Genomic DNA, 19,616 nt, shown 5'->3' with positions numbered 1-19,616 from the left:
CTGATGGAACACAAAAAGATAATAATTGCGATCGACGGCTATTCATCTACCGGCAAAAGCACTATGGCCAAGAAGCTGGCCCGGCAGGTGGGCTACCGTTATATCGATTCGGGAGCGATGTACCGCGCCGTGGCGCTCTACGCTCTGCGTCACGGTATGGCCGACACCGGGGGAAGCGTCGATGAGGCGCGACTGACTGCGGCGTTGCCCGGTATAGCGATAGATTTCAAGGTTACTCCCGACGGACAGCGCACGATGCTCAACGGCGAGGATGTCGAGAACGAGATCCGGTCCATGACCGTTTCGCAGGCAGTGTCGCCGGTGGCCGCTGTGGCCGCTGTGCGTCATGCCATGACGGATCTTCAGCAGCAGATGGGACGCGAGAAGGGGATCGTGATGGATGGGCGCGACATCGGCACTACGGTGTTTCCCGACGCGGAAATGAAGGTGTTTGTCACAGCCTCGGCCGAAACCCGCGCCCGCCGTCGGTTTGACGAGCTGAAGGCCAAGAATATGAATGCTGGCTACGACGAGGTGCTTGCCAATCTGCGTGAGCGCGACCATATCGACGAAACGCGCGCCGAGAGTCCGCTCCGCAAGGCTGCCGACGCTTTCATGCTCGACAATTCGGATATGACTCTCGATGAGCAGGACGCTCTGCTGCTCCGGATTTTCAACGAACGCACGCGATGAAGCCGGTCGTAGAGATTGATCAGGATTCGGGGTTCTGCTTCGGGGTGGTGACAGCCATCCGCAAGGCAGAGGAGGTGCTCGACCGCGAGGGACGGCTGTATTGCCTGGGCGATATAGTCCACAATAGCGCGGAGGTGGAGCGGCTTCGCCGTCGCGGGCTGGTCACCATCACTCACGAGGATATGGCCGGGCTGCACGGCGTCAAGGTGCTGCTTCGCGCCCACGGAGAGCCTCCCGCCACCTACGAACTGGCGCGTCGCAACGATATCGAGATCGTTGATGCTACCTGTCCGGTGGTGCTTAGGCTGCAGAGCAGGGTGAAGCAGGCCTATGAAACCGATGCCGACCGTCCGCAGATTGTGATCTACGGCAAGAATGGCCATGCCGAGGTGAACGGTCTTGTAGGCCAGACGCGCGGCGAGGCTATCGTGGCGGAGGACGAGTCGGGACTTGAAGCGGTGGATTTCAGCCGCCCGATAGCGTTGTATTCGCAGACCACAAAGTCGCCCGAGGGACTACGGCACATGGTCGACGAGATCAGCCGCCGTAAGGACGAGGGCGTAAGTTTCAGATATTTCGACACGATATGCCGTCAGGTGGCGGGTCGTGTGGAGGGGCTGCGGCGTTTTGTGGCCGCCCACGATGTGGTGTTGTTCGTAAGCGGTGCCAAAAGTTCCAACGGCCGGGTGCTTTGCGGAGAATGCCGCGAGGTGAACAGCCGGACCTATCTCGTCAGCGGACCCGATGCAGTGGAAGCGTCGTGGCTGCAGGGCGCCTTATCGATAGGCGTATGCGGCGCCACTTCCACTCCGCGATGGCTCATGGAGCAGGTGCGCGACCGTGCGCAGGAGCTTGCCGGCGGATGATGAACGATTTTGTAGCCATAGACTTTGAAACGGCCAATGCCGAGCCGACGAGCATCTGCGCCATAGGAGCGGTGAAGGTAGAGGGCGGTGTGGTCACCGACCGGTTGTATCGACTGGTAAAGCCCGAGCCGGATTACTATATCCGGCGGTTTACGGAGTGTATCCACGGTATTGGCCCGTCGGATACGGATGATGCTCCAGGATTCTGGGCTGTGTGGCCCGAGCTACGCGATTTCATAGGGGGAAGACCGCTCGTGGCTCATAACAAGCGGTTCGACGAGCGATGTCTGCGTGCGGCATGTCGCTGTTATGGCATCGATTATCCCGATTATGACTTTTATTGCACTCTCGAGCGGGCGCGCCGCACGATACCGCGCACGCTGTGCGCGTCGTTCAGTCTGCCGTCGCTTGCCGGTTTTTTGGGCATACCGTTTGACGATCACCACAATGCTCTTGCCGACGCCGAGGCATGCGCCAAGATAGCCATGGTGTTGCTGTGAGCGGGCGGGATCACTCCAGTCCGTATTCCTTGATTTTGCGATAGAGTGTGCGCTCAGAAATGTTGAGTTCGCGGGCAGTGGCCTTGCGTCGGCCTCCGTTGTTTTCGAGCGAGCGCCTTATGGTTTCGCGCTCGGTATCCTCAAGCGTGAGCGAGGGCTGCGGTGTCGCGGCGGAGCCGGCAGCGGTTATGTCGTCGGCGGTTATATCCTCTACTGTGCTGGTGTGCGCAGCCGGATGATGGTAGTGGACGAGCGACATCGGCATCTCTCTGACTTCCGAGGCCGGAGTGGCTATCTGCTGTGCGGGCGCGGGGCGCTTCTCGATCTCGGCACGGAGCGCGTCGATCTCCTTCTGCATACGGAAGATCATGTTGAAGATCGCCTCCCGCTCGCGGTCGTAGGTGTGGGACGGCGCCGATGCGATCACCGGGGTGTAGACGGGCCCTCCGGCCGGCAGGTATTGCTCTATGTCGTCGGCGGTCACTTCGCGTCCGGCATCGAACAGAGCGGTCTGTTCCACGACGTTTTTGAGCTGGCGGACATTGCCCGGCCAGCGGTAGCGCATCATCAGTCCGCGGGCCTCGTCGGAGAATGTCACCGGCGGCATGCGGTAGCGCTCGCCGAAGTCTGATGCAAACTTGCGTGCCAGAAGCATTATGTCGTTGCCTCGGTCGCGCAGCGGGGGCACGGCGATGTTGACTGTCGACAGGCGGTAGTACAGATCCTCGCGGAAGCGACCCTCCTCGACGGCCTTGAGCATGTCGACATTGGTGGCGGCCACCACGCGGATGTTGGTCTTCTGCACTGTCGACGATCCGACTTTGATGAATTCGCCGCTTTCGAGCACTCTCAGCAGACGGGCCTGTGTGGTGAGCGGAAGCTCGGCCACCTCGTCGAGAAATATCGTGCCGCCGTCGGCCTCCTCGAAGTAGCCTTTGCGCGAGCCGATGGCGCCGGTGAAAGCTCCTTTTTCGTGTCCGAACAGTTCGGAGTCGATGGTGCCTTCGGGTATGGCGCCGCAGTTGACGGCTATGTAGCGGGCGTGCTTGCGCGCGCTGAAAGCGTGGATGATCTTGGGGAAAAATTCCTTGCCCGATCCGCTCTCGCCGGTGACGAGCACCGACAGGTCGATAGGCGCCACCTGCACCGCACGGCTTATGGCTGCCGTCAGCGCTGGGGCGTTGCCGATGATGCCGAAGCGCATCTTTGCCTGCTGCACTTCGGCGGGTGTTTCGGGGGGCATGGAGATTTTCACGTGTCGGGGTGTTCGGTGTCGGTTCAGGAATTGGCTCTTGACGCGGCGCGTTTGCGCTCGATCTCGTCAAGGAGTATCTTGCGCAGGCGTATATGGTTGGGGGTCACCTCCACATATTCGTCCTCCTTGATGTATTCGAGCGCCTCTTCAAGGCTGAACACCACGGGGGGCACGATGCGGGCTTTGTCGTCGGCGCCCGATGCGCGCATGTTGGTGAGCTTCTTTGACTTGGTGACGTTGACCACTATGTCGTTGTCCTTGGCGTTCTCGCCCACGACCTGTCCGGCATAGACCTCATCCTGCGGGAATATGAAGAAGCGGCCGCGGTCCTGCAGCTTGTCGATGGCGTAGGCATAGGCTGTTCCGGCTTCCATGGCTATGAGCGATCCGTTGGTGCGGCGCTCTATGTCGCCCTTCCATGGCTGGTATTCGTGGAAACGGTGAGCCATGATGGCTTCTCCGGCCGATGCGGTCAGCACGTTGTTGCGCAGGCCGATGATGCCTCGCGAGGGGATATGGAATTCGAGATGTATGCGGTCGTTCTGTGTGGCCATCGACACAAGTTCGCCCTTGCGTCGGGTGACCATGTCGATCATCTTTGACGAGTATTCTTCGGGCACATTGATGGTGAGCAGCTCCACCGGCTCGCATTTGCGTCCGTCGATCTCCTTGACGATAACCTGCGGCTGGCCTACCTGCAGTTCGTAGCCTTCGCGGCGCATCGTTTCGATGAGCACCGACAGGTGGAGCACGCCGCGGCCGAAGACGGTCCATACGTCCTCATGGTCGGCCTTCTTGACACGGAGCGCAAGGTTGCGGTCGAGTTCCTTGGTCAGTCGGTCGGCGATATGGCGCGATGTGACAAACTTTCCGTCGCGGCCGAAGAAGGGGCTGTCGTTGATGGTGAATGTCATCGACATGGTAGGTTCGTCAATGGCTATGCGGGGTAGCGCTTCGGGTGTCTCGGCGTCGGCTACGGTGTCGCCTATCTCAAACCCTTCGATGCCTACGAGAGCACATATGTCGCCGCTCTTGACGCTCTGCACCTTCTTGCGTCCCATGCCTTCAAACACGTGCAGCTCCTTGATGCGCTGCTTGATGACGGATCCGTCCTTCTTGCAGAGGGCGATGGGCATACCTTCGCGGAACTCGCCGCGGTGCACGCGTCCGATGGCTATTCGTCCCACATAGCTCGAGAAGTCGAGCGATGTGACGAGCATCTGAGCCGGGCCCTCTATGGTGGTGGGCGCGGGTATGTATTTTATTATGGCGTCGAGCACCGGGGTGATGTTGTCGGTGGGATTCTGCCAGTCGTCGCTCATCCATCCCTGCTTGGCCGATCCGTAGACGGTCGGGAAGTCGAGCTGTTCCTCGGTGGCGTCGAGGTTGCACATCAGATCGAACACCATTTCCTGCACCTCGTCGGGACGGCAGTTGGGCTTGTCGACCTTGTTGATCACCACCACCGGCTTCAGGCCGAGCTGTATGGCTTTCTGGAGCACGAAGCGAGTCTGCGGCATCGGGCCTTCGAAGGCGTCGACGAGAAGCAGACATCCGTCGGCCATGTTGAGCACACGCTCCACTTCGCCTCCGAAGTCGGCGTGTCCGGGCGTGTCGATGATGTTGATCTTGGTGTCTTTGTAGGTGATGGAGACGTTTTTGGAGAGTATCGTTATGCCTCTTTCGCGTTCGAGGTCGTTGTTGTCGAGTATGAGCTCGCCGGTGGATTGATTGTCGCGGAAAAGGTGTCCGGCGAGTAGCATCTTGTCCACGAGGGTGGTCTTGCCATGGTCTACGTGGGCTATGATAGCTATGTTTCTGATGTTTTGCATAAATTCTCTTTGATATTCGGGCGCAAAATTACACAAAAATCGTCACATATCAGCACCCCTCGCCTAAGAGAATGTCTAAAAAAGCGAACAGGTCAGGTGTCAAAGCATACAGCGGGAGGGAGAGGATGGCGGAGTGGCGGAGTGCGAGCGAACCGTCGGGGTGGCGCGGGGGTTATAATTCTGATGTTTCAACTATGATGGAAATGAACAGACACCCTTTTCATATCTGGCTGATGGCTGTGATGATGCTGACGAGCATGGCCGCATACGGACGCGACGATCTGTCGACGCTCGCCGACAGTCTGCCCGAGCGATGGCTCTACGAGCCGGAAACGACGCAGGAATTTCCAACCGACGATCAGTGGTGGCGCCTATTTGGCGATCCGCTTCTCGACTCCCTGATAGCGGAGGGTGAGCGGGCCAACTTCAATCTGCTTAAGGCCGGGCGCCGCATAGCCATAGCGCGCCAGTCGGTGGCCAAGGCACGCTCTGCCTTCTGGCCGTCGCTGTCGGTCTCCGGCGGATGGAATAAGATCCGGCAGTCGGGCGACGAGAATGTCAGGGAAGGCGATGCTGTCACGGTCGACTATTTTTCGGCCGGAGTCGACATGCAGTGGGAGATTGACGTGTTCGGCAAGGTACGCAAGGATGTGGAGATGCAGCAGGCGTCATACCGTGCGTCGCGTGCCGATTATGCCTCTGTCAGCATAAGCGTGTGCGCCCAGATAGCCGCTTCCTACATAAAACTGCGCACTCTTCAGCGCCAACTCGAAGTGACGCTCGATCATGTCGAGGAGCAGCGCAAGGTGATGAAGATCACCGAGGCGAGGTTTGATACCGGACTTGCTTCCATGCTCGATGTCAGCCAGGCGCGGACGGTGTATTATTCCACGCTGGCCTCATTGTCGTCGCTGCGCACGTCGGTGGCGGTGACGGTCAACGCTCTGGCGCTGCTTACCGGCTCGATGCCCGCCGAGATGGCCGGGAGGCTGAGCGCCCCGGCCGCATTGCCTGAGGTCGATATGCTCGTGCCGGCGACCGTGCCTTCCGATCTGCTACGGAGGCGTCCTGACGTGGTGGCCGCCGAAGAGCAGCTTGCGGTGAGCGCAGCGGCCGTGGGGGTGGCGAAGAAGGATTTTATGCCGGTATTGTCGCTCGCTGGATCGATCGGGACATCGGCTCATCGGCTCGATGACCTGATGACGCGCCGCAGTATGACCTATACGATAGCTCCGCAGCTGTCGTGGACCATATTCGATGGCTTCGCACGCCGGGCGGCCGTGGCGTCGGTCAAGGAACAGATGCTCGCATCGATCGACGCCTACAATCTGACGCTGCTGACGGCTGTGCAGGAGGTGGACGACGCTCTGATAAGCTACACCAATGCGGTGGCCTATGAGCAGAGTCTGCATAAGGTGACCGAGGCGGCACAGAAAGCTGCCGATCTGTCGCTCGACCGCTACAAGCAGGGGCTTGACGCATTCATAAATGTTGCGCAGGCGCAGATCACTCTGCTGCAATACAACAACGAGGCTGTGGAGGCGCGCGGAGAGTCACTGACCGCACTTGTCAATCTCTATAAGGCTCTCGGCGGCGGATGGGCAGTGGGGCGGTAGAGACGTGTCGGGCGCTGCTAAACGGAATGAAATTATAGGTAAAATACAACACACGAAAATACTGATGGAACACACTCTGAGAACAATGGCGGCAGTGGTGGCTGCATCGGCAGTGGCATGCCTGCCGTCGTGCCATAGCAATGAACGGTCGGCGCAGACCGATGCGCCACAGGTGGATGTGGCTTCTGTAATAGAGGACTCTGTGGTGATATACAAGGATTATCCCGGCACGCTCACGGCCGTGAACAGTGTAGACGTGGTGGGTCGTGTCAACGGCTATCTGCGGTCGCAGAACTATACCGACGGAAGCACGGTCGGCAAGGGTGCTTTGCTGTTTACCATCGAGGATACGCAATATCGCGACGCCGTAGGGCAGGCCGAGGCGCAGCTTCAGACCGCGCGGAGCACCTACGACTATGCCATGAGGCAATACGAGGCGATGAAGAAGGCTCTGGAGAGCGACGCTGTGTCGCAGATAGAGGTGGTGCAGGCCAAAAGCGCCTACGAGGAGGCCGCAGCGGCGATAAAGAGCGCCGAGGCGCAGTTGCGCACTGCGCGCACCAATCTCGGATACTGCGCGGTCCATGCTCCGTTTGCCGGAACGGTGTCGGCCGCCGATGTCAATGTCGGCGCCTACGTAGGTGGAGAGGGGGAGCCGGTGAAGCTGGCCACGATATATGACAACACGCGGATGTATGCCGACTTCTACATAGAGGAGTCGTCGTTCATGCGTATGAACACCCGGGTCGGCACCGACGGAATAGCGGGGAGCGATTCGATACCGATGCGTTTCGACGAACCTCTGGGACATGAATACCGCGGACGGCTGGATTATCTCTCGCCCGATGTGAATACAGGCACCGGAACGATGCACCTGCGTGCGGTGGTCGACAATCCTTACGGCGAACTGCGGTCGGGCATGTATGCCACCATATCGCTGCCTGAGGATATCGACAGCCATGCCCTTCTTGTCAGGGACGCGTCGATCGCTACCGACCAGCTCGGGAAGTATGTCTATACGGTCAACGATTCCAACCGGGTGGTATATACTCCGGTGAAGACCGGCGGTCTGGTCGACGACACGATGCGGGTTGTGACCGAAGGGCTGCATCCCGGCGATCGTTATGTCACCAAAGCCCTGCTTAAGGTGAGGGCGGGTCTGGAGGTCAGGCCTGTTATGACCGGCAAGTAGCCTCCGGCCTGATTCACGATTTTTTTTCAGCGACAAATCCGATTAATTACCATACGCGATGTTTTCCCGTTTCTTCATAGAGCGTCCGATATTCGCCATAGTCATAGCCGTGGTGATGATACTGGCGGGCGTGGTGACTGTAAAGACTCTTCCCGTGGCTCAGTATCCCGACATAACGCCTCCGACGGTGATGGTGGCCGCCAGTTATCCCGGAGCCGACGCCGCAACGGTGGCTACTACCGTGGGCGTGCCTATCGAGGAGCAGGTCAACGGTGTGGAAGGTATGATGTATATGAGTTCCAGCTCCAGTTCCGACGGGTCGTATATGCTCACGGTGACTTTTGAGACGGGAACCGATCTGGATATGGCCACAGTTAAGGTGCAGAACCGCGTGGCCATAGCCGAGGCGACTCTCCCCACGGCGGTGAAGGAGGAGGGTGTGTCGGTGATGTCGCGCTCCACTGACGTCATACTGTTTGTCGGTCTGCTCAATGATACGGCCGACAATCATCACTACGACGCTCTTTATCTCACCAATTATGCCAAACTTAATCTGGTCGACGAGCTGTCGAGGATCGACGGCGTGGGTCAGGTGGAGGCGTTCGGAGCAGGAGAGTACAGCATGAGGATATGGCTGGATCCGGAGAAGATGCGCGTGCGCGGACTCACTCCCGACGATGTCATGGAAGCTGTCGAATCGCAGAATATGGCGGTTTCGGCCGGATCTGTAGGTGCGCCGCCTACGCCGTCGGACGGGCAGTTTGAGTTTACGCTTACGGCACAGGGACGCCTGACGACTCCCGATGAGTTCGGTTCCATCGTCATCAAGACCACTCCGGAGGGGGAGATGCTCCATCTGTCGGACGTGGCCCGCATAGAGCTTGGCAGCCAGAGTTACGGCGGGTCGGCTCTCGTGTCGGGTAGTGCGGCCGGATTGCTCGGCATCTACCAGACACCAGGCGCCAACTCGCTGGAGGTGGCCAAGGCCGTGGAGAAGAAGCTGAATGAGCTGGAGCGATATTTTCCGGAGGGTGTGGACTATCAGGTGCTGATGAACACTACCGATTTCGTCACGGCGTCGATCGACGAGGTGCTGGTGACGTTTGTCGAAACCACTCTGATCGTGATGCTGATCATACTTGTCTTCCTCCAGAGCTGGAGGGCGGTAGTCATACCGATGATCACGATTCCGGTGTCGCTGATAGCCACTTTCGCGGTGATGAAGCTTATGGGCTTTACGATCAACACTCTGACGCTGTTCGGACTTGTGCTGGCGATAGCCATAGTGGTGGATGACGCCATAGTGGTGGTTGAGGACTGTTCGCGTCTGGTGGACGAGGGCAAGCTCAACGCGCGTCAGGCCGCCGAGAAAGCTATGACCGAACTCCAGGGTCCGGTGGTGGGCGAGGTGCTTGTGTTGCTGTCGGTGTTTATTCCTACGGCCTTCATAAGCGGTATTACAGGCGAGCTTTACAAGCAGTTTGCACTGACCATAGCTGTGTCGACGGCCTTCTCCGGCTTCAACGCCCTTACATTCACTCCGGCCATGTGCGCTATGTTTCTGCGTAAAGGCAAACCGACGGAGTTCAAGCCTTATCAGTGGTTTAACCGCGGCTTTGCCGCCACTCTCAAGCTGTATGTAGGTATAGTGGGCGGCTTCCTGCGGCGTCCGTGGGCGGCTATCGGGCTGTATTTCGCGTTGACGGCATTGGCTTTCTGGGGTTTTGTCAGGATGCCGTCGTCGTATATCCCTCAGGAGGATATGGGCTATTTCATGGGCTCGATACAGCTTCCTACCGGCGCATCGATCGACCGCACGGACGCAGTCGTGGCTCAGGTCAACGAGCGACTTGCGCGGATTCCGGAGGTGAAATCGGTGATGTCGGTGAGCGGCATGTCGTTTATCGGAGGCGGCAGCGCGAGCAATTACGCCTCGCTGTTTGTCACTCTCAAGCCGTGGAGCGAGCGCCGTGGCCGGTCGCAAGGTGTGGATGCCGTGATCGACCGCTTCAATGCCGCGTGCGCCGACATTCAGGAGGCGGTGGTGTTCGGCATAAATCCGCCCGCCATATCCGGGCTCGGAGTGACTTCCGGCCTTCAGATGCAGTTGCTCGACATAAACAATCTCGGCCCGCAGCAGATGAAGCAGGCTCTGGCCGATGTGGAGCGTGCGGCCGAGACTGATCCCCGTATCAAGTCGGTGACGTCGCTCTACGAGGGTGCCATACCGCAGTATAAACTGACTGTTGACCGCAACCGCATCAAGATGCAGCAGCTCGAAGTGTCCGATGTGTTTTCGGCTCTGTCGGCCTATATGGGCGGGTCGTATATCAATGACTTCACAGACTTCGGCCGTGTCTATCAGGTCAATCTTGCCGGCGATGAGGCGGCGCGCTCGCGTGTCGACGGAGTGCTGAAGCTCAGTGTCAGGAACTCGATGGGCGAGATGGTGCCGTTCTCGTCGTTTATGACTGTGGAGCCGTCGTTCGGGCAGAGCAACGTGTCGCGCTACAACATGTATTCCACGGCCTCGCTAACCGCCACTCCGGCTCACGGGGTCAGCTCCTCTGAAGGTATAGAGGCCATGGAGGAGATAGTGGAGCGCACTCTCGGCGATGAATATTCCTACGCGTGGACCGGCGAGGCCTATCAGGAGTCGCAGGGCGGGGTGACGGTGGCTCTGGTGCTGATATTCGCCGTGGTCATCACTCTGCTCGTGCTCGCCGCCCAATATGAGAGTCTGACCGATCCTGTGGCTGTGGTGATATCTATGCCCACAGCCATACTCGGCACCGTCATAGGCTGTCTGCTGATGGGACAGAGCATATCGGTCTATACCCAGATAGGTATAATATTGTTGCTCGGGCTGTCGGCAAAAAACGCCATACTGATCGTGGAGTATGCCATCGACTACCGCCGTTCGGGCATGGATATTCGATCAAGCGCCATACGTGCCGGACGGGTGAGATTCCGTCCGATAATGATGACGGCGCTGGCATTTGTGTTCGGTGTGATGCCGATGCTGTTCGCTACCGGTGCGGGTGCGGCGAGCCGTGTTTCTCTTGGCACCGCCGTAGCGTTCGGCATGGCTGTCAACGCTCTGGTGGGAACGCTGTTCGTGCCCAACTTCTGGGAGCTGCTCGAGCGCTTCCGCGAACGCCATCTGTCGCGCTTTTTCTCCACGCCTACCACGGCGTTGCCCCCGGTGACGCGTCATGACGGTGACAGTGGCGACGATGATGAAGCCGGCTCCGGCGCAGTCTGATACCTGCTCTCTGATACCCCATCCCACCCCGACTGCATAGGTGGCCGGGACGGGATGGGGCATTCCTTTTGCAGTGATGTTCATGCGATAGCGTAGGTGAGGGTGGGTGGTGGAAAAACATACGTTTGTCAGTGCCTTTTGGCTTACTTCGGTTTATTGTTGTAAGTCGAAGATTGTAGAAATGAAAATCATGGCCAAGTGTCGGACTGTTGGCTTCGACACTTGGCCATGATTGTGTTCTCGGATCTTTCGGCGCTTGATTGTGGCCGTTATGGATCAGTCGTCTTCGTCAAGGGGCATGTAGTGCTGGTAGGGATGGTCGCATCCGGGGCATACCTTCGGGGGTTCGTTGCCTTCGAAGATGTAGCCGCAGACAAGGCACTGCCAGCGGATGGCGTGGTCGCGTTTCCATACAGTGCCCTCCTCCACCATCTTGAGATAGCGTGTGAAGCGGTCGAGGTGGTGTTGCTCGGCTTTAGCTATCGCGAGGAAGTGCTCGGCGATCTCGGGGAATCCCTCTTCCTGAGCAGTCTTGGCGGCTTCCTCATAGCCTTTCACTCCGGCGTTGGCCTCTTCGCCCATGGAGATCTTCAGGTTGGTGGCGGTGTCGCCGATGATGCCGGCGTCGGTGGGTACTTTGGCGTCGACTACTCCGCCTTCAAGCATCTTGAAGAAGACTTTGGCATGGTTGAACTCGTTTTCGGCTGTCTGGCGGAAAATCACTCCAATCGGGAAGTACAGTTCTTTGTCGGCCTGCTTGGCATAGAATGTGTAGCGGGCGTATGACTGCGATTCGTTGAGATAGGCCAGCACGATATTTTGTTCGGTGCGTGTGCCTTTGATGGATTTTTTCTTTTTAGCCATGATGAGTTGTGTTTTGGTCTGAAATACGTTGTTTTTGTCACATTATAACGTAGTGCGGCCGGCTAATGTTCATCATCATGGCTTCGGTCTGACAGCGATACCTGATGCCGTAGGCGGTCAGTCTTCCAGATAGTAGGTGAGCGAGGTGACGACCCTCACTTTCTTGATGTAGGGAGTGGTTGCGTCGCGGTCGTCGATGGTGAACTGTCCCTGGCGTGCGGTCTTGATCTTGCCGAGCGACGATTCGGAGTCGTCGGCAAATTTCTTGGCGGCCTCGCGGGCGTTTTTTGTGGCTTCGGCTATCATCTCCGGTTTGATGGAGTTGAGGTCGGTGAAGTCGTAGGTGATCTGGTAGTTGTAGTCGTTTGTGATGGCTATGCCCTGTGCGAAGAGTTCGCCCTGCCGGTTGATGAGGGCATGGATCTCCTTGACTTTACCGGAGCTTACGGTCACCACCGATGTGATGGCGTAGTTGTAGGGGAGGGGCTGGTTGTTGTAGCGGTCGGTGGTGAGGTCCTGCACTTTAGGCGCTCCGATGGATATTTCCTGATCGGTGATGCCGTTGGCTTTGAGGAAGTCGACGATACGCTGGTTGGTGGCCGAAACATTGGCGTAGACAGTGGGCAGTGAATTGCCGACCTCTTTGAACATTATGGGCCATGTGACGACGTTGGCGGGCACTTCGCGTTCGGCGAGTCCGCGGACGTCGACCGTGCGGTCGCGTGATGCGGCGAAGTCTATTCCTGAACGGATGCAGAGGCCAAGCGCGAGCAGGCCGAGTGCGATGATCGCTGATGCGATGATTGCTGTTGGTTTCATGTCGTTAGTGTTTAGTTTATGTGGTTTTCAATGTCTGGTCGTTGTTGAGCCGCAGCATGTCGTCGATGAGGGTGCGGTCGTTCTGCAGGCGTGGCACTTTGCGCTGTCCGCCGAGCTTGCCGGTCGATGCGAGCCATCGGTCGAAGAGCCCATGGTGTGCAACGGTGACGGTGAGTGGGGCGAGGAATATGTCGCCTGCGCGTTTTGCCTGATAGTCGGAGTTCTGCTCGGTGAGCCGTCGGTCGAGTGTGGTGGCGAATGCGTCGATGTCGGCGGGCGGGCGGTCAAATTCTATCAGCCATTGGTGGTGTCCGCGTGAGGCGGAGGTGGTGAAGACGGGTGCGGCGGTGTAGTTGGCCACTGTGCAGCGGCAGTCGGCGCATGCGCGTGCAAGCGCTGCGTCGGTGTTGTGAACCATCACCTCTTCTCCGAACGCGTTGATATAGTGTTTTGTTCGTCCGGTGATGACTATCTGCAACGGATCGGTGGCCACCACCTTTACGACGTCGCCGATCTGGTAGCGCCATAGCCCGTTGGGGGCCGACAGCAGCAGGGAGTAGCTTTGGCCGGGTGTGGTGAGCCATGCGGGAATGGCTTCGGAGTCAGGCGCGCCGAGCGGCACGAACTCATAGAATACTCCGGCGTCGGTGAGGAGCATCATGCCGGGTGCGTCGGGAGAGTGCTGCACGGCGAAGAATCCTTCGGAAGCGTTGTAGGTTTCCAGATAGTGCATCCGTCCGGGGTCGGTGATCTCTTCATACTGGCTGCGGTAGGGTCCGAAGGCGATGCCTCCGTGGAAGAATACTTCGAGGCGGGGCCATACGTCGTGGATGGTCGATGCTCCGGCGCGCTCAATGACCCGGCGGATGACGGTGAGAAACCATGATGGGACGCCCGATATGTTGGTGACGTCGGCATGGATCGATTCGTCGACAAGCGCCGGGAGTTTGGCTGTCCAGTCGGGCATGAGGGCAGTGGCGCGCGACGGCACCCTGATGCGGTCGACGAGCGGGTTGATTCTCTCAATTAGATGAGCCGAGAGGTCGCCTGCCTTCACTCCGGGCGCAGTGCCGTGGAGTTCGTTGGCAAAGCTGCCTCCGAGTATGAAGGCTTTGCCGTCGAACAGTCGGCTGCCGGGGTGATGGTTGAGGTAGTGGGCCACGGATTCGGCTCCGCCGCGGTAGTGGTTGAGGCGCAGGGAGTCGTCGGTGACGGGGATGTATTTGCTTTTGCCGTCGGATGTGCCTGAGGACTGTGCGAACCGTCGGCAGGGACCGGGCCACAGTATGTCGGGCTCTCCTGCGATCATCCGCTCGACGTAGGGCCGGATGTCTGGGTAGGAGGTGACAGGCATGGCTTCGCGGAAGTCGTCGTAGGTGGCCACCTGCTGTAGATGATGGGAGTCTCCCCAAAGGGTGCGGCGTCCGTTGGCAATGAGTTTTTTAAGCTGTCGGAGCTGCACCAGCTCCGGATCGGATGCTGATCGGAGCGTGCGTCGGGCTCTGGCGGCGAAAAACGGTGTAAGCAGACGTGTGATGTTCATATTGACAAAATTAGAAAAAAGCCGTGAGATTTTTGACTGTTTGTCGACAAAACCTAATTAGGCGGCGGTGTGTTTTAATGTTGTATTGAAATTTTATTTAATTTTGCACTCGTAATTGATTGCCCGATGAAAGCATTGTCCAATTGCCTGAGGCTGCTTGCCATTGCAGTAGCTATAGTGACTTTCGGCTCTTGCAGCGACGAAAACGATTATTATTGGTCGCCGCTGATAGGCGACTGGGTTCTTGTGGCCGACGAATATGGCCCGGTCGATACGGATCAGAACATATTCTCGTTCTACGGCGACGGCTCGGGGCAGTATGTTGACTATGACAACTGGGGGCAGTCATATACCTACGACATCTATTGGGATACCGATGGAACGGCTCTCTACATCTCGTTTGCCGACGGACAGGACTGGATGTATCTCTGGGCTGTCAACGGCAACAATCTGTATCTTACCGATGTCGATACCGGAAGTCAGCTGGTGTTTGCCATGTATTGAGCGGCAGCCCCGGCCTCTAATGTAACTACTTAAACCAATCATGAATGAGTGAAGCAGATCATTGTGCTGCGCAGAAGTGGACCGAGCTGGAGCTTCTTCCCGAGTGGGATGAGGAGTACTACGACGTCTACACGGCCAAAAAGCATGGCAAGTGGGTGATGCTCAAGACTCTCAAGGCGGCCTATAAGGACGATCCGCGGTTTCAGGCCATGCTTGAGAAGGAGTTTGACGTGCGCTACAACCTTGCCCATCCGGGTATTGTGATGATCAACGATCTGGAGGAAGTGCCCGGTCTGGGATTATGTATCATCACCGACGATGTTTATGGCGATTCGCTGCGTAAGCTTATTGATTCGGGTAAGGCGGGGCCGGAACATGTCGAGAAGGTGTGCACGCAGCTTGTCGATGCTCTCGATTATATACAGCGCAATCATGTGGTGCACTTCCCGGTGCGTCCGGAAACAATAGTATTTACCGAGAATATCGGCAATCTGAAGCTCATTGATGTGGGTTTTGATCAGCGTGAGCATCTGACTCCGGCCGATGCTTCTGAAGATATATATATGTTTGGCAAGGTGCTACGCGAACTGACTGACGTGGTGCCGGGCTCTCCGGCCAGGCTGCGGCGCATAGCCGACAAATGCCTGTCGCAGAATCCGCGCGACCGCTATCGTTCGGTTCACGAGTTGCGTATGGCCTTGGCGTCGCGATCCGACAACCGCCTGTATATGGCTATCATCGTGTTTCTCCTTGTTATGATAGCTCTGCTCGTGTGGTTTAATTCCGGTGTGGCGCCACATCGTCCGTCGTCGTTGACGTTAGTGCCGCAGCTGGCCGTGTCGTGGTTTGGTTTCGGTCAGCATTGATATGCATGTTGTCCCCGGTTCGTTGTTTGTTCACTCTTGATTGACTCGCAGCGAGCCACGGGTTACTGATGATTGTAGTGATATCAACTGTTTTTTTTGAGAGTTGCTTATGTCAATAGAAATAAGGTCTGTCAGCCCTGACCGCAAGGAGCTGAAAAAATATGTGAAGTTTGGCATAGACCTGTATCGCGGCAATGACTGCTATGTGCCGCCTCTGATATTCGAGGAGATCGAAACCCTGATGCCGTCGAAAAATCCGGCCTTTGATTTTTGCGAGGCGCAGTCGTTTATGGCTTTGCGCGACGGAGTCCCGGCTGGGCGTATAACGGCTATCATCAACCGTGTGGTCAATGAGCGCACAGGGAAGAGGGAGGCTCGTTTCGGTTTCGTTGATTTCGTCGACGATGCGGAAGTGGTCGATGCGCTGTTTCGTGCGGCCGAGGAGTGGAGCCGTCAGCGTGGCATGACTGAGATGGTGGGACCGATGGGCTTTACCGATATGGATCACGAGGGAATGCTAATCGACGGTTTCGACGAACTTGGCACTATGGCCACGATTTACAATTATCCCTATTATCCCGTGCACATGGAGCGCATGGGCTATAAGCCCGATGTCGACTGGGTGGAGTATCGTATGACGGTGCCCGACAGTGTGCCCGACAAATATCTTAGGATAGCTTCGCTCGTAGAGCGCAAGTATGGATTCAAGACGCTGCACTATACGTCGCGCAGCCGTCTGAAAGCGGATTACGGCAGGGCTATCTTTGATCTTATAAATGTGGCCTACGACGGTCTTTATGGTTATTCGCCGTTATCGGATCGTCAGATCGACTATTATATCGACAAGTATCTGGGCATTCTGCGCCTTGACTGCATAAGCGTTGTCGTGGATAAGGATGGCAAGCTTGTGGCTTTCGGCATTTCAATTCCGTCGTTCTCGCGTGCTCTTCAGCGGTCGGGTGGACGGTTGTGGCCTTTAGGCTGGTATCATCTGCTCAAGGCGATCCACGGCAAAAACGATGTTGTCGATCTTATGCTTGTCGCCGTCAGTCCCGAATATCAGAATATGGGAGTGAATGCGATGGTTTTTGCGGATCTGTTGCCTACTTATATAAAGAATGGCTATAAGTTTGCCGAGAGCAATCTTGAGCTTGCCGACAATGCGAGCGTGCAGCTGCAGTGGCAGTATTTCGAGCGCCGGCAGCATAGGCGTCGGCGTGCATTCCGTCGTGATCTCTGATATCGCGCAGGGCATTTTTTTTGATCGCGATAATACTCTGTCAGTCAGCTGATGGGGCGGTTTTCGGGATTTTTGTTCAACTTTTTTCGTGAAAAAAGTGTTGTAAAAATTTGGTGGTTGTTGAAAAAGTGTCTACCTTTGCACTCGCTTTTGAGAAACAAACCAAGCGACAGCGGTCGCGACGGTCTCGGAGGCTGACAGAGGCGATGCCGCAAGGCGGCCGAAGTAAAAAAAGAATGTTAAAAATTTGCAGGTTTGAAAAATTGGTTCTAACTTTGCAAAACATTTCCGCCCGAGTTCAGGGCGGCATTCAAAACCAGAGCACATTGAAATAATTGCAATAGACGAAGTAGTACAAGAGAACAAGGGCCGCAGGCCTGGCGCAAGCCGTCCTGCGGATGAAGTCTCTGTCAAATTCGACCAGCGTTTAGATTCAAGATTGTCGGCCGGGAGGAAGATGAGCTCCGATGGCTGTCGGTGTCCGATGGGTCTTTTAATATTGGTTCAGGCTATGCGGCTTTAGCACAAGAAAAAAAAAGAACAAAAGATAACAACAGCGGAGAGTTTGATCCTGGCTCAGGATGAACGCTAGCGACAGGCTTAACACATGCAAGTCGAGGGGCAGCGGTGGTGAAGGCTTGCCTTTACCAGCCGGCGACCGGCGCACGGGTGAGTAACACGTATGCAACCTGCCTGCCACAGCCGGATAATCGGGAGAAATCCCGTCTAATACGGCATAATGCACCTATGGGACATCCTGTTGGTGCCAAAGGTTAATTCCGGTGGCGGATGGGCATGCGTCGCATTAGTTAGTTGGCGGTGTAACGGACCACCAAGACGACGATGCGTAGGGGTTCTGAGAGGAAGGTCCCCCACACTGGTACTGAGACACGGACCAGACTCCTACGGGAGGCAGCAGTGAGGAATATTGGTCAATGGGCGGGAGCCTGAACCAGCCAAGTCGCGTGAGGGATGACGGCCCTATGGGTTGTAAACCTCTTTTGCCGGGGAGCAAAGTGCCGCACGTGTGCGGTTTGGAGAGTACCCGGAGAAAAAGCATCGGCTAACTCCGTGCCAGCAGCCGCGGTAATACGGAGGATGCGAGCGTTATCCGGATTTATTGGGTTTAAAGGGTGCGTAGGCGGACGCTTAAGTCAGCGGTAAAATTGCGGGGCTCAACCTCGTCGAGCCGTTGAAACTGGGTGCCTTGAGTGGGCGAGAAGTACGCGGAATGCGTGGTGTAGCGGTGAAATGCATAGATATCACGCAGAACTCCGATTGCGAAGGCAGCGTACCGGCGCCCAACTGACGCTGAAGCACGAAGGCGTGGGTATCGAACAGGATTAGATACCCTGGTAGTCCACGCAGTAAACGATGAATGCTAGTTGTCCGGGGCGATTGAGTTCTGGGTGACACAGCGAAAGCGTTAAGCATTCCACCTGGGGAGTACGCCGGCAACGGTGAAACTCAAAGGAATTGACGGGGGCCCGCACAAGCGGAGGAACATGTGGTTTAATTCGATGATACGCGAGGAACCTTACCCGGGCTCAAACGCAGGAGGGATGTTTTTGAAAGGAGGCAGCCAGCAATGGTCTCCTGCGAGGTGCTGCATGGTTGTCGTCAGCTCGTGCCGTGAGGTGTCGGCTTAAGTGCCATAACGAGCGCAACCCCTACCTACAGTTGCCATCGCGTGATGGCGGGCACTCTGTGGGGACTGCCTGCGCAAGCAGTGAGGAAGGCGGGGATGACGTCAAATCAGCACGGCCCTTACGTCCGGGGCGACACACGTGTTACAATGGCAGGTACAGCGGGAAGCCACCCGGCGACGGGGCGCGGAACCCGAAAACCTGTCTCAGTTCGGATTGGAGTCTGCAACCCGACTCCATGAAGCTGGATTCGCTAGTAATCGCGCATCAGCCACGGCGCGGTGAATACGTTCCCGGGCCTTGTACACACCGCCCGTCAAGCCATGGAAGCCGGGGGTGCCTGAAGTGCGTGACCGCAAGGAGCGCCCTAGGGTAAAACCGGTGACTGGGGCTAAGTCGTAACAAGGTAGCCGTACCGGAAGGTGCGGCTGGAACACCTCCTTTCTGGAGCGCATGTCCTGCCATGACCTCTTACGACGCCGTCAGGAAGCCTGAAAGCGCGAGTTTTCCGGATTCCGGCAGACAATCGGCGGTCGAACGACAGAGAGATGACTTCTGATGTCTTTCACGATATGCATGATGTCATCGACGGTTCTTCGGCGGATGTTTTTCCGCCGGCTGCTTCGGCTGTTGCTTTTTATAACGCATTATCCCCGGCATCGGGGGTTGAAGTGCAGTCCCTTAGCTCAGTTGGTTAGAGCGCTACACTGATAATGTAGAGGTCGGCAGTTCAACTCTGCCAGGGACTACAATTCCGGAGCCTTGACGCTTCGGGATAGTAAACAAAGAGAACATTGACATACTGGAAGCGATAGTCATTGATGACGCAAGTCAGAGATGGCAAGCAATTGACAATAGAAACGAGTGAAATCATCGGGCGTATGTGCTTTTATGAGCACGACGAACGACGGATAT

The 19,616-nt window shown here is 57.0% G+C and carries 14 protein-coding genes, 1 tRNA gene and 1 rRNA gene; 11 read left to right on the top strand and 5 right to left on the bottom strand.

All coding sequences use genetic code 11. The annotated features are described in order from the left end of the window. The first annotated feature begins 3 nt into the window (after positions 1–3). From cmk to NF347_RS09970, 3 genes are read left to right on the top strand one after another with little or no spacing between them, the layout of a single operon-like run. Positions 4–693, top strand: coding sequence for a (d)CMP kinase (gene cmk, locus NF347_RS09980; protein ID WP_107035930.1), 690 nt, complete (start codon positions 4–6; stop codon positions 691–693). Further along, positions 690–1,559: a 4-hydroxy-3-methylbut-2-enyl diphosphate reductase gene (locus NF347_RS09975; RefSeq protein ID WP_107035931.1), complete on the top strand. Its 870-nt coding sequence runs from the start codon at positions 690–692 to the stop codon at positions 1,557–1,559. Before cmk ends, NF347_RS09975 begins: the two co-directional genes overlap by 4 nt. After that, positions 1,559–2,059, top strand: coding sequence for a 3'-5' exonuclease (locus NF347_RS09970; protein ID WP_107035947.1), 501 nt, complete (start codon positions 1,559–1,561; stop codon positions 2,057–2,059). The genes NF347_RS09975 and NF347_RS09970 overlap by 1 nt, the downstream gene beginning before the upstream one ends. A 10-nt stretch (positions 2,060–2,069) precedes the next feature. Here the strand turns inward: NF347_RS09970 and NF347_RS09965 are convergent, their stop codons facing one another. Together NF347_RS09965 and typA are read right to left on the bottom strand one after the other, a co-directional pair. Next, positions 2,070–3,302, bottom strand: coding sequence for a sigma-54 interaction domain-containing protein (locus tag NF347_RS09965; RefSeq protein ID WP_107035932.1), 1,233 nt, complete (start codon positions 3,300–3,302; stop codon positions 2,070–2,072). A 35-nt stretch (positions 3,303–3,337) separates the two neighbouring features. Beyond that, on the bottom strand, positions 3,338–5,146 hold the full coding sequence (gene typA, locus NF347_RS09960; protein WP_107035933.1) for a translational GTPase TypA: 1,809 nt from the start codon (positions 5,144–5,146) through the stop codon (positions 3,338–3,340). Between the two features lie 203 nt (positions 5,147–5,349). Here typA and NF347_RS09955 point away from each other — a divergent pair, with 203 nt between their 5' ends. From NF347_RS09955 to NF347_RS09945, 3 genes are all read left to right on the top strand, one after another. Then, positions 5,350–6,762, top strand: a complete 1,413-nt coding sequence (locus tag NF347_RS09955; RefSeq protein ID WP_161553795.1) for an efflux transporter outer membrane subunit — start codon at positions 5,350–5,352, stop codon at positions 6,760–6,762. A 64-nt stretch (positions 6,763–6,826) separates the two neighbouring features. Continuing rightward, complete coding sequence (locus NF347_RS09950; protein ID WP_237613011.1) at positions 6,827–7,954, top strand: efflux RND transporter periplasmic adaptor subunit; 1,128 nt, start codon at positions 6,827–6,829, stop codon at positions 7,952–7,954. 58 nt (positions 7,955–8,012) lie between these two features. Further along, positions 8,013–11,219 carry an efflux RND transporter permease subunit gene (locus tag NF347_RS09945; RefSeq protein WP_107035935.1) on the top strand — a complete coding sequence of 1,069 codons (3,207 nt, stop codon included), beginning with the start codon at positions 8,013–8,015 and terminating at the stop codon, positions 11,217–11,219. 276 nt (positions 11,220–11,495) lie between these two features. Here NF347_RS09945 and NF347_RS09940 read toward each other — a convergent pair whose 3' ends face one another. From NF347_RS09940 to NF347_RS09930, 3 genes are all read right to left on the bottom strand, one after another. Beyond that, positions 11,496–12,083 (bottom strand): rubrerythrin family protein, encoded by a 588-nt coding sequence (locus NF347_RS09940; RefSeq protein ID WP_107035936.1) that lies wholly within the window; start codon positions 12,081–12,083, stop codon positions 11,496–11,498. 117 nt (positions 12,084–12,200) lie between these two features. Beyond that, positions 12,201–12,902 (bottom strand): SIMPL domain-containing protein, encoded by a 702-nt coding sequence (locus tag NF347_RS09935; RefSeq protein WP_107035937.1) that lies wholly within the window; start codon positions 12,900–12,902, stop codon positions 12,201–12,203. 16 nt (positions 12,903–12,918) lie between these two features. Continuing rightward, positions 12,919–14,445, bottom strand: coding sequence for a GH3 auxin-responsive promoter family protein (locus NF347_RS09930; protein WP_107035938.1), 1,527 nt, complete (start codon positions 14,443–14,445; stop codon positions 12,919–12,921). A gap of 126 nt (positions 14,446–14,571) precedes the next feature. Between NF347_RS09930 and NF347_RS09925 the strand changes: the two genes are divergently transcribed. From NF347_RS09925 to NF347_RS09905, 5 genes are all read left to right on the top strand, one after another. Further along, the gene (locus NF347_RS09925) at positions 14,572–14,949 is read left to right on the top strand and encodes a DUF5640 domain-containing protein (protein ID WP_107035939.1); all 378 of its coding nucleotides are present in this window, start codon (positions 14,572–14,574) and stop codon (positions 14,947–14,949) included. Positions 14,950–14,993: 44 nt separating this feature from the next. Then, entirely contained in the window at positions 14,994–15,815 is an 822-nt protein-coding gene (locus NF347_RS09920) for a protein kinase domain-containing protein (RefSeq protein WP_107035940.1), read from the top strand. 109 nt (positions 15,816–15,924) lie between these two features. Further along, complete coding sequence (locus NF347_RS09915) at positions 15,925–17,055, top strand: N-acetyltransferase (RefSeq protein ID WP_107035941.1); 1,131 nt, start codon at positions 15,925–15,927, stop codon at positions 17,053–17,055. Between the two features lie 553 nt (positions 17,056–17,608). Continuing rightward, positions 17,609–19,145 (top strand): 16S ribosomal RNA (locus tag NF347_RS09910). 231 nt (positions 19,146–19,376) lie between these two features. After that, positions 19,377–19,450, top strand: a tRNA-Ile gene (locus NF347_RS09905). Positions 19,451–19,616 lie beyond the last annotated feature (166 nt).

Origin of the sequence: Paramuribaculum intestinale, from assembly GCF_030759015.1 — a bacterium.
GTDB lineage: Bacteria > Bacteroidota > Bacteroidia > Bacteroidales > Muribaculaceae > Paramuribaculum > Paramuribaculum intestinale.
Note: the sequence above shows the minus strand (reverse complement) of the source record. Positions and strands in the feature narration are given on the sequence as shown.

Coding starts and splice junctions, on each gene's coding strand:
- cmk (WP_107035930.1), top strand. CDS start 4: ATGGAACACAAAAAGATAATAATTGCGATCGACGGCTATTCATCTACC.
- NF347_RS09975 (WP_107035931.1), top strand. CDS start 690: ATGAAGCCGGTCGTAGAGATTGATCAGGATTCGGGGTTCTGCTTCGGG.
- NF347_RS09970 (WP_107035947.1), top strand. CDS start 1,559: ATGAACGATTTTGTAGCCATAGACTTTGAAACGGCCAATGCCGAGCCG.
- NF347_RS09965 (WP_107035932.1), bottom strand. CDS start 3,302: ATGCCCCCCGAAACACCCGCCGAAGTGCAGCAGGCAAAGATGCGCTTC.
- typA (WP_107035933.1), bottom strand. CDS start 5,146: ATGCAAAACATCAGAAACATAGCTATCATAGCCCACGTAGACCATGGC.
- NF347_RS09955 (WP_161553795.1), top strand. CDS start 5,350: ATGAACAGACACCCTTTTCATATCTGGCTGATGGCTGTGATGATGCTG.
- NF347_RS09950 (WP_237613011.1), top strand. CDS start 6,827: ATGGAACACACTCTGAGAACAATGGCGGCAGTGGTGGCTGCATCGGCA.
- NF347_RS09945 (WP_107035935.1), top strand. CDS start 8,013: ATGTTTTCCCGTTTCTTCATAGAGCGTCCGATATTCGCCATAGTCATA.
- NF347_RS09940 (WP_107035936.1), bottom strand. CDS start 12,083: ATGGCTAAAAAGAAAAAATCCATCAAAGGCACACGCACCGAACAAAAT.
- NF347_RS09935 (WP_107035937.1), bottom strand. CDS start 12,902: ATGAAACCAACAGCAATCATCGCATCAGCGATCATCGCACTCGGCCTG.
- NF347_RS09930 (WP_107035938.1), bottom strand. CDS start 14,445: ATGAACATCACACGTCTGCTTACACCGTTTTTCGCCGCCAGAGCCCGA.
- NF347_RS09925 (WP_107035939.1), top strand. CDS start 14,572: ATGAAAGCATTGTCCAATTGCCTGAGGCTGCTTGCCATTGCAGTAGCT.
- NF347_RS09920 (WP_107035940.1), top strand. CDS start 14,994: ATGAGTGAAGCAGATCATTGTGCTGCGCAGAAGTGGACCGAGCTGGAG.
- NF347_RS09915 (WP_107035941.1), top strand. CDS start 15,925: ATGTCAATAGAAATAAGGTCTGTCAGCCCTGACCGCAAGGAGCTGAAA.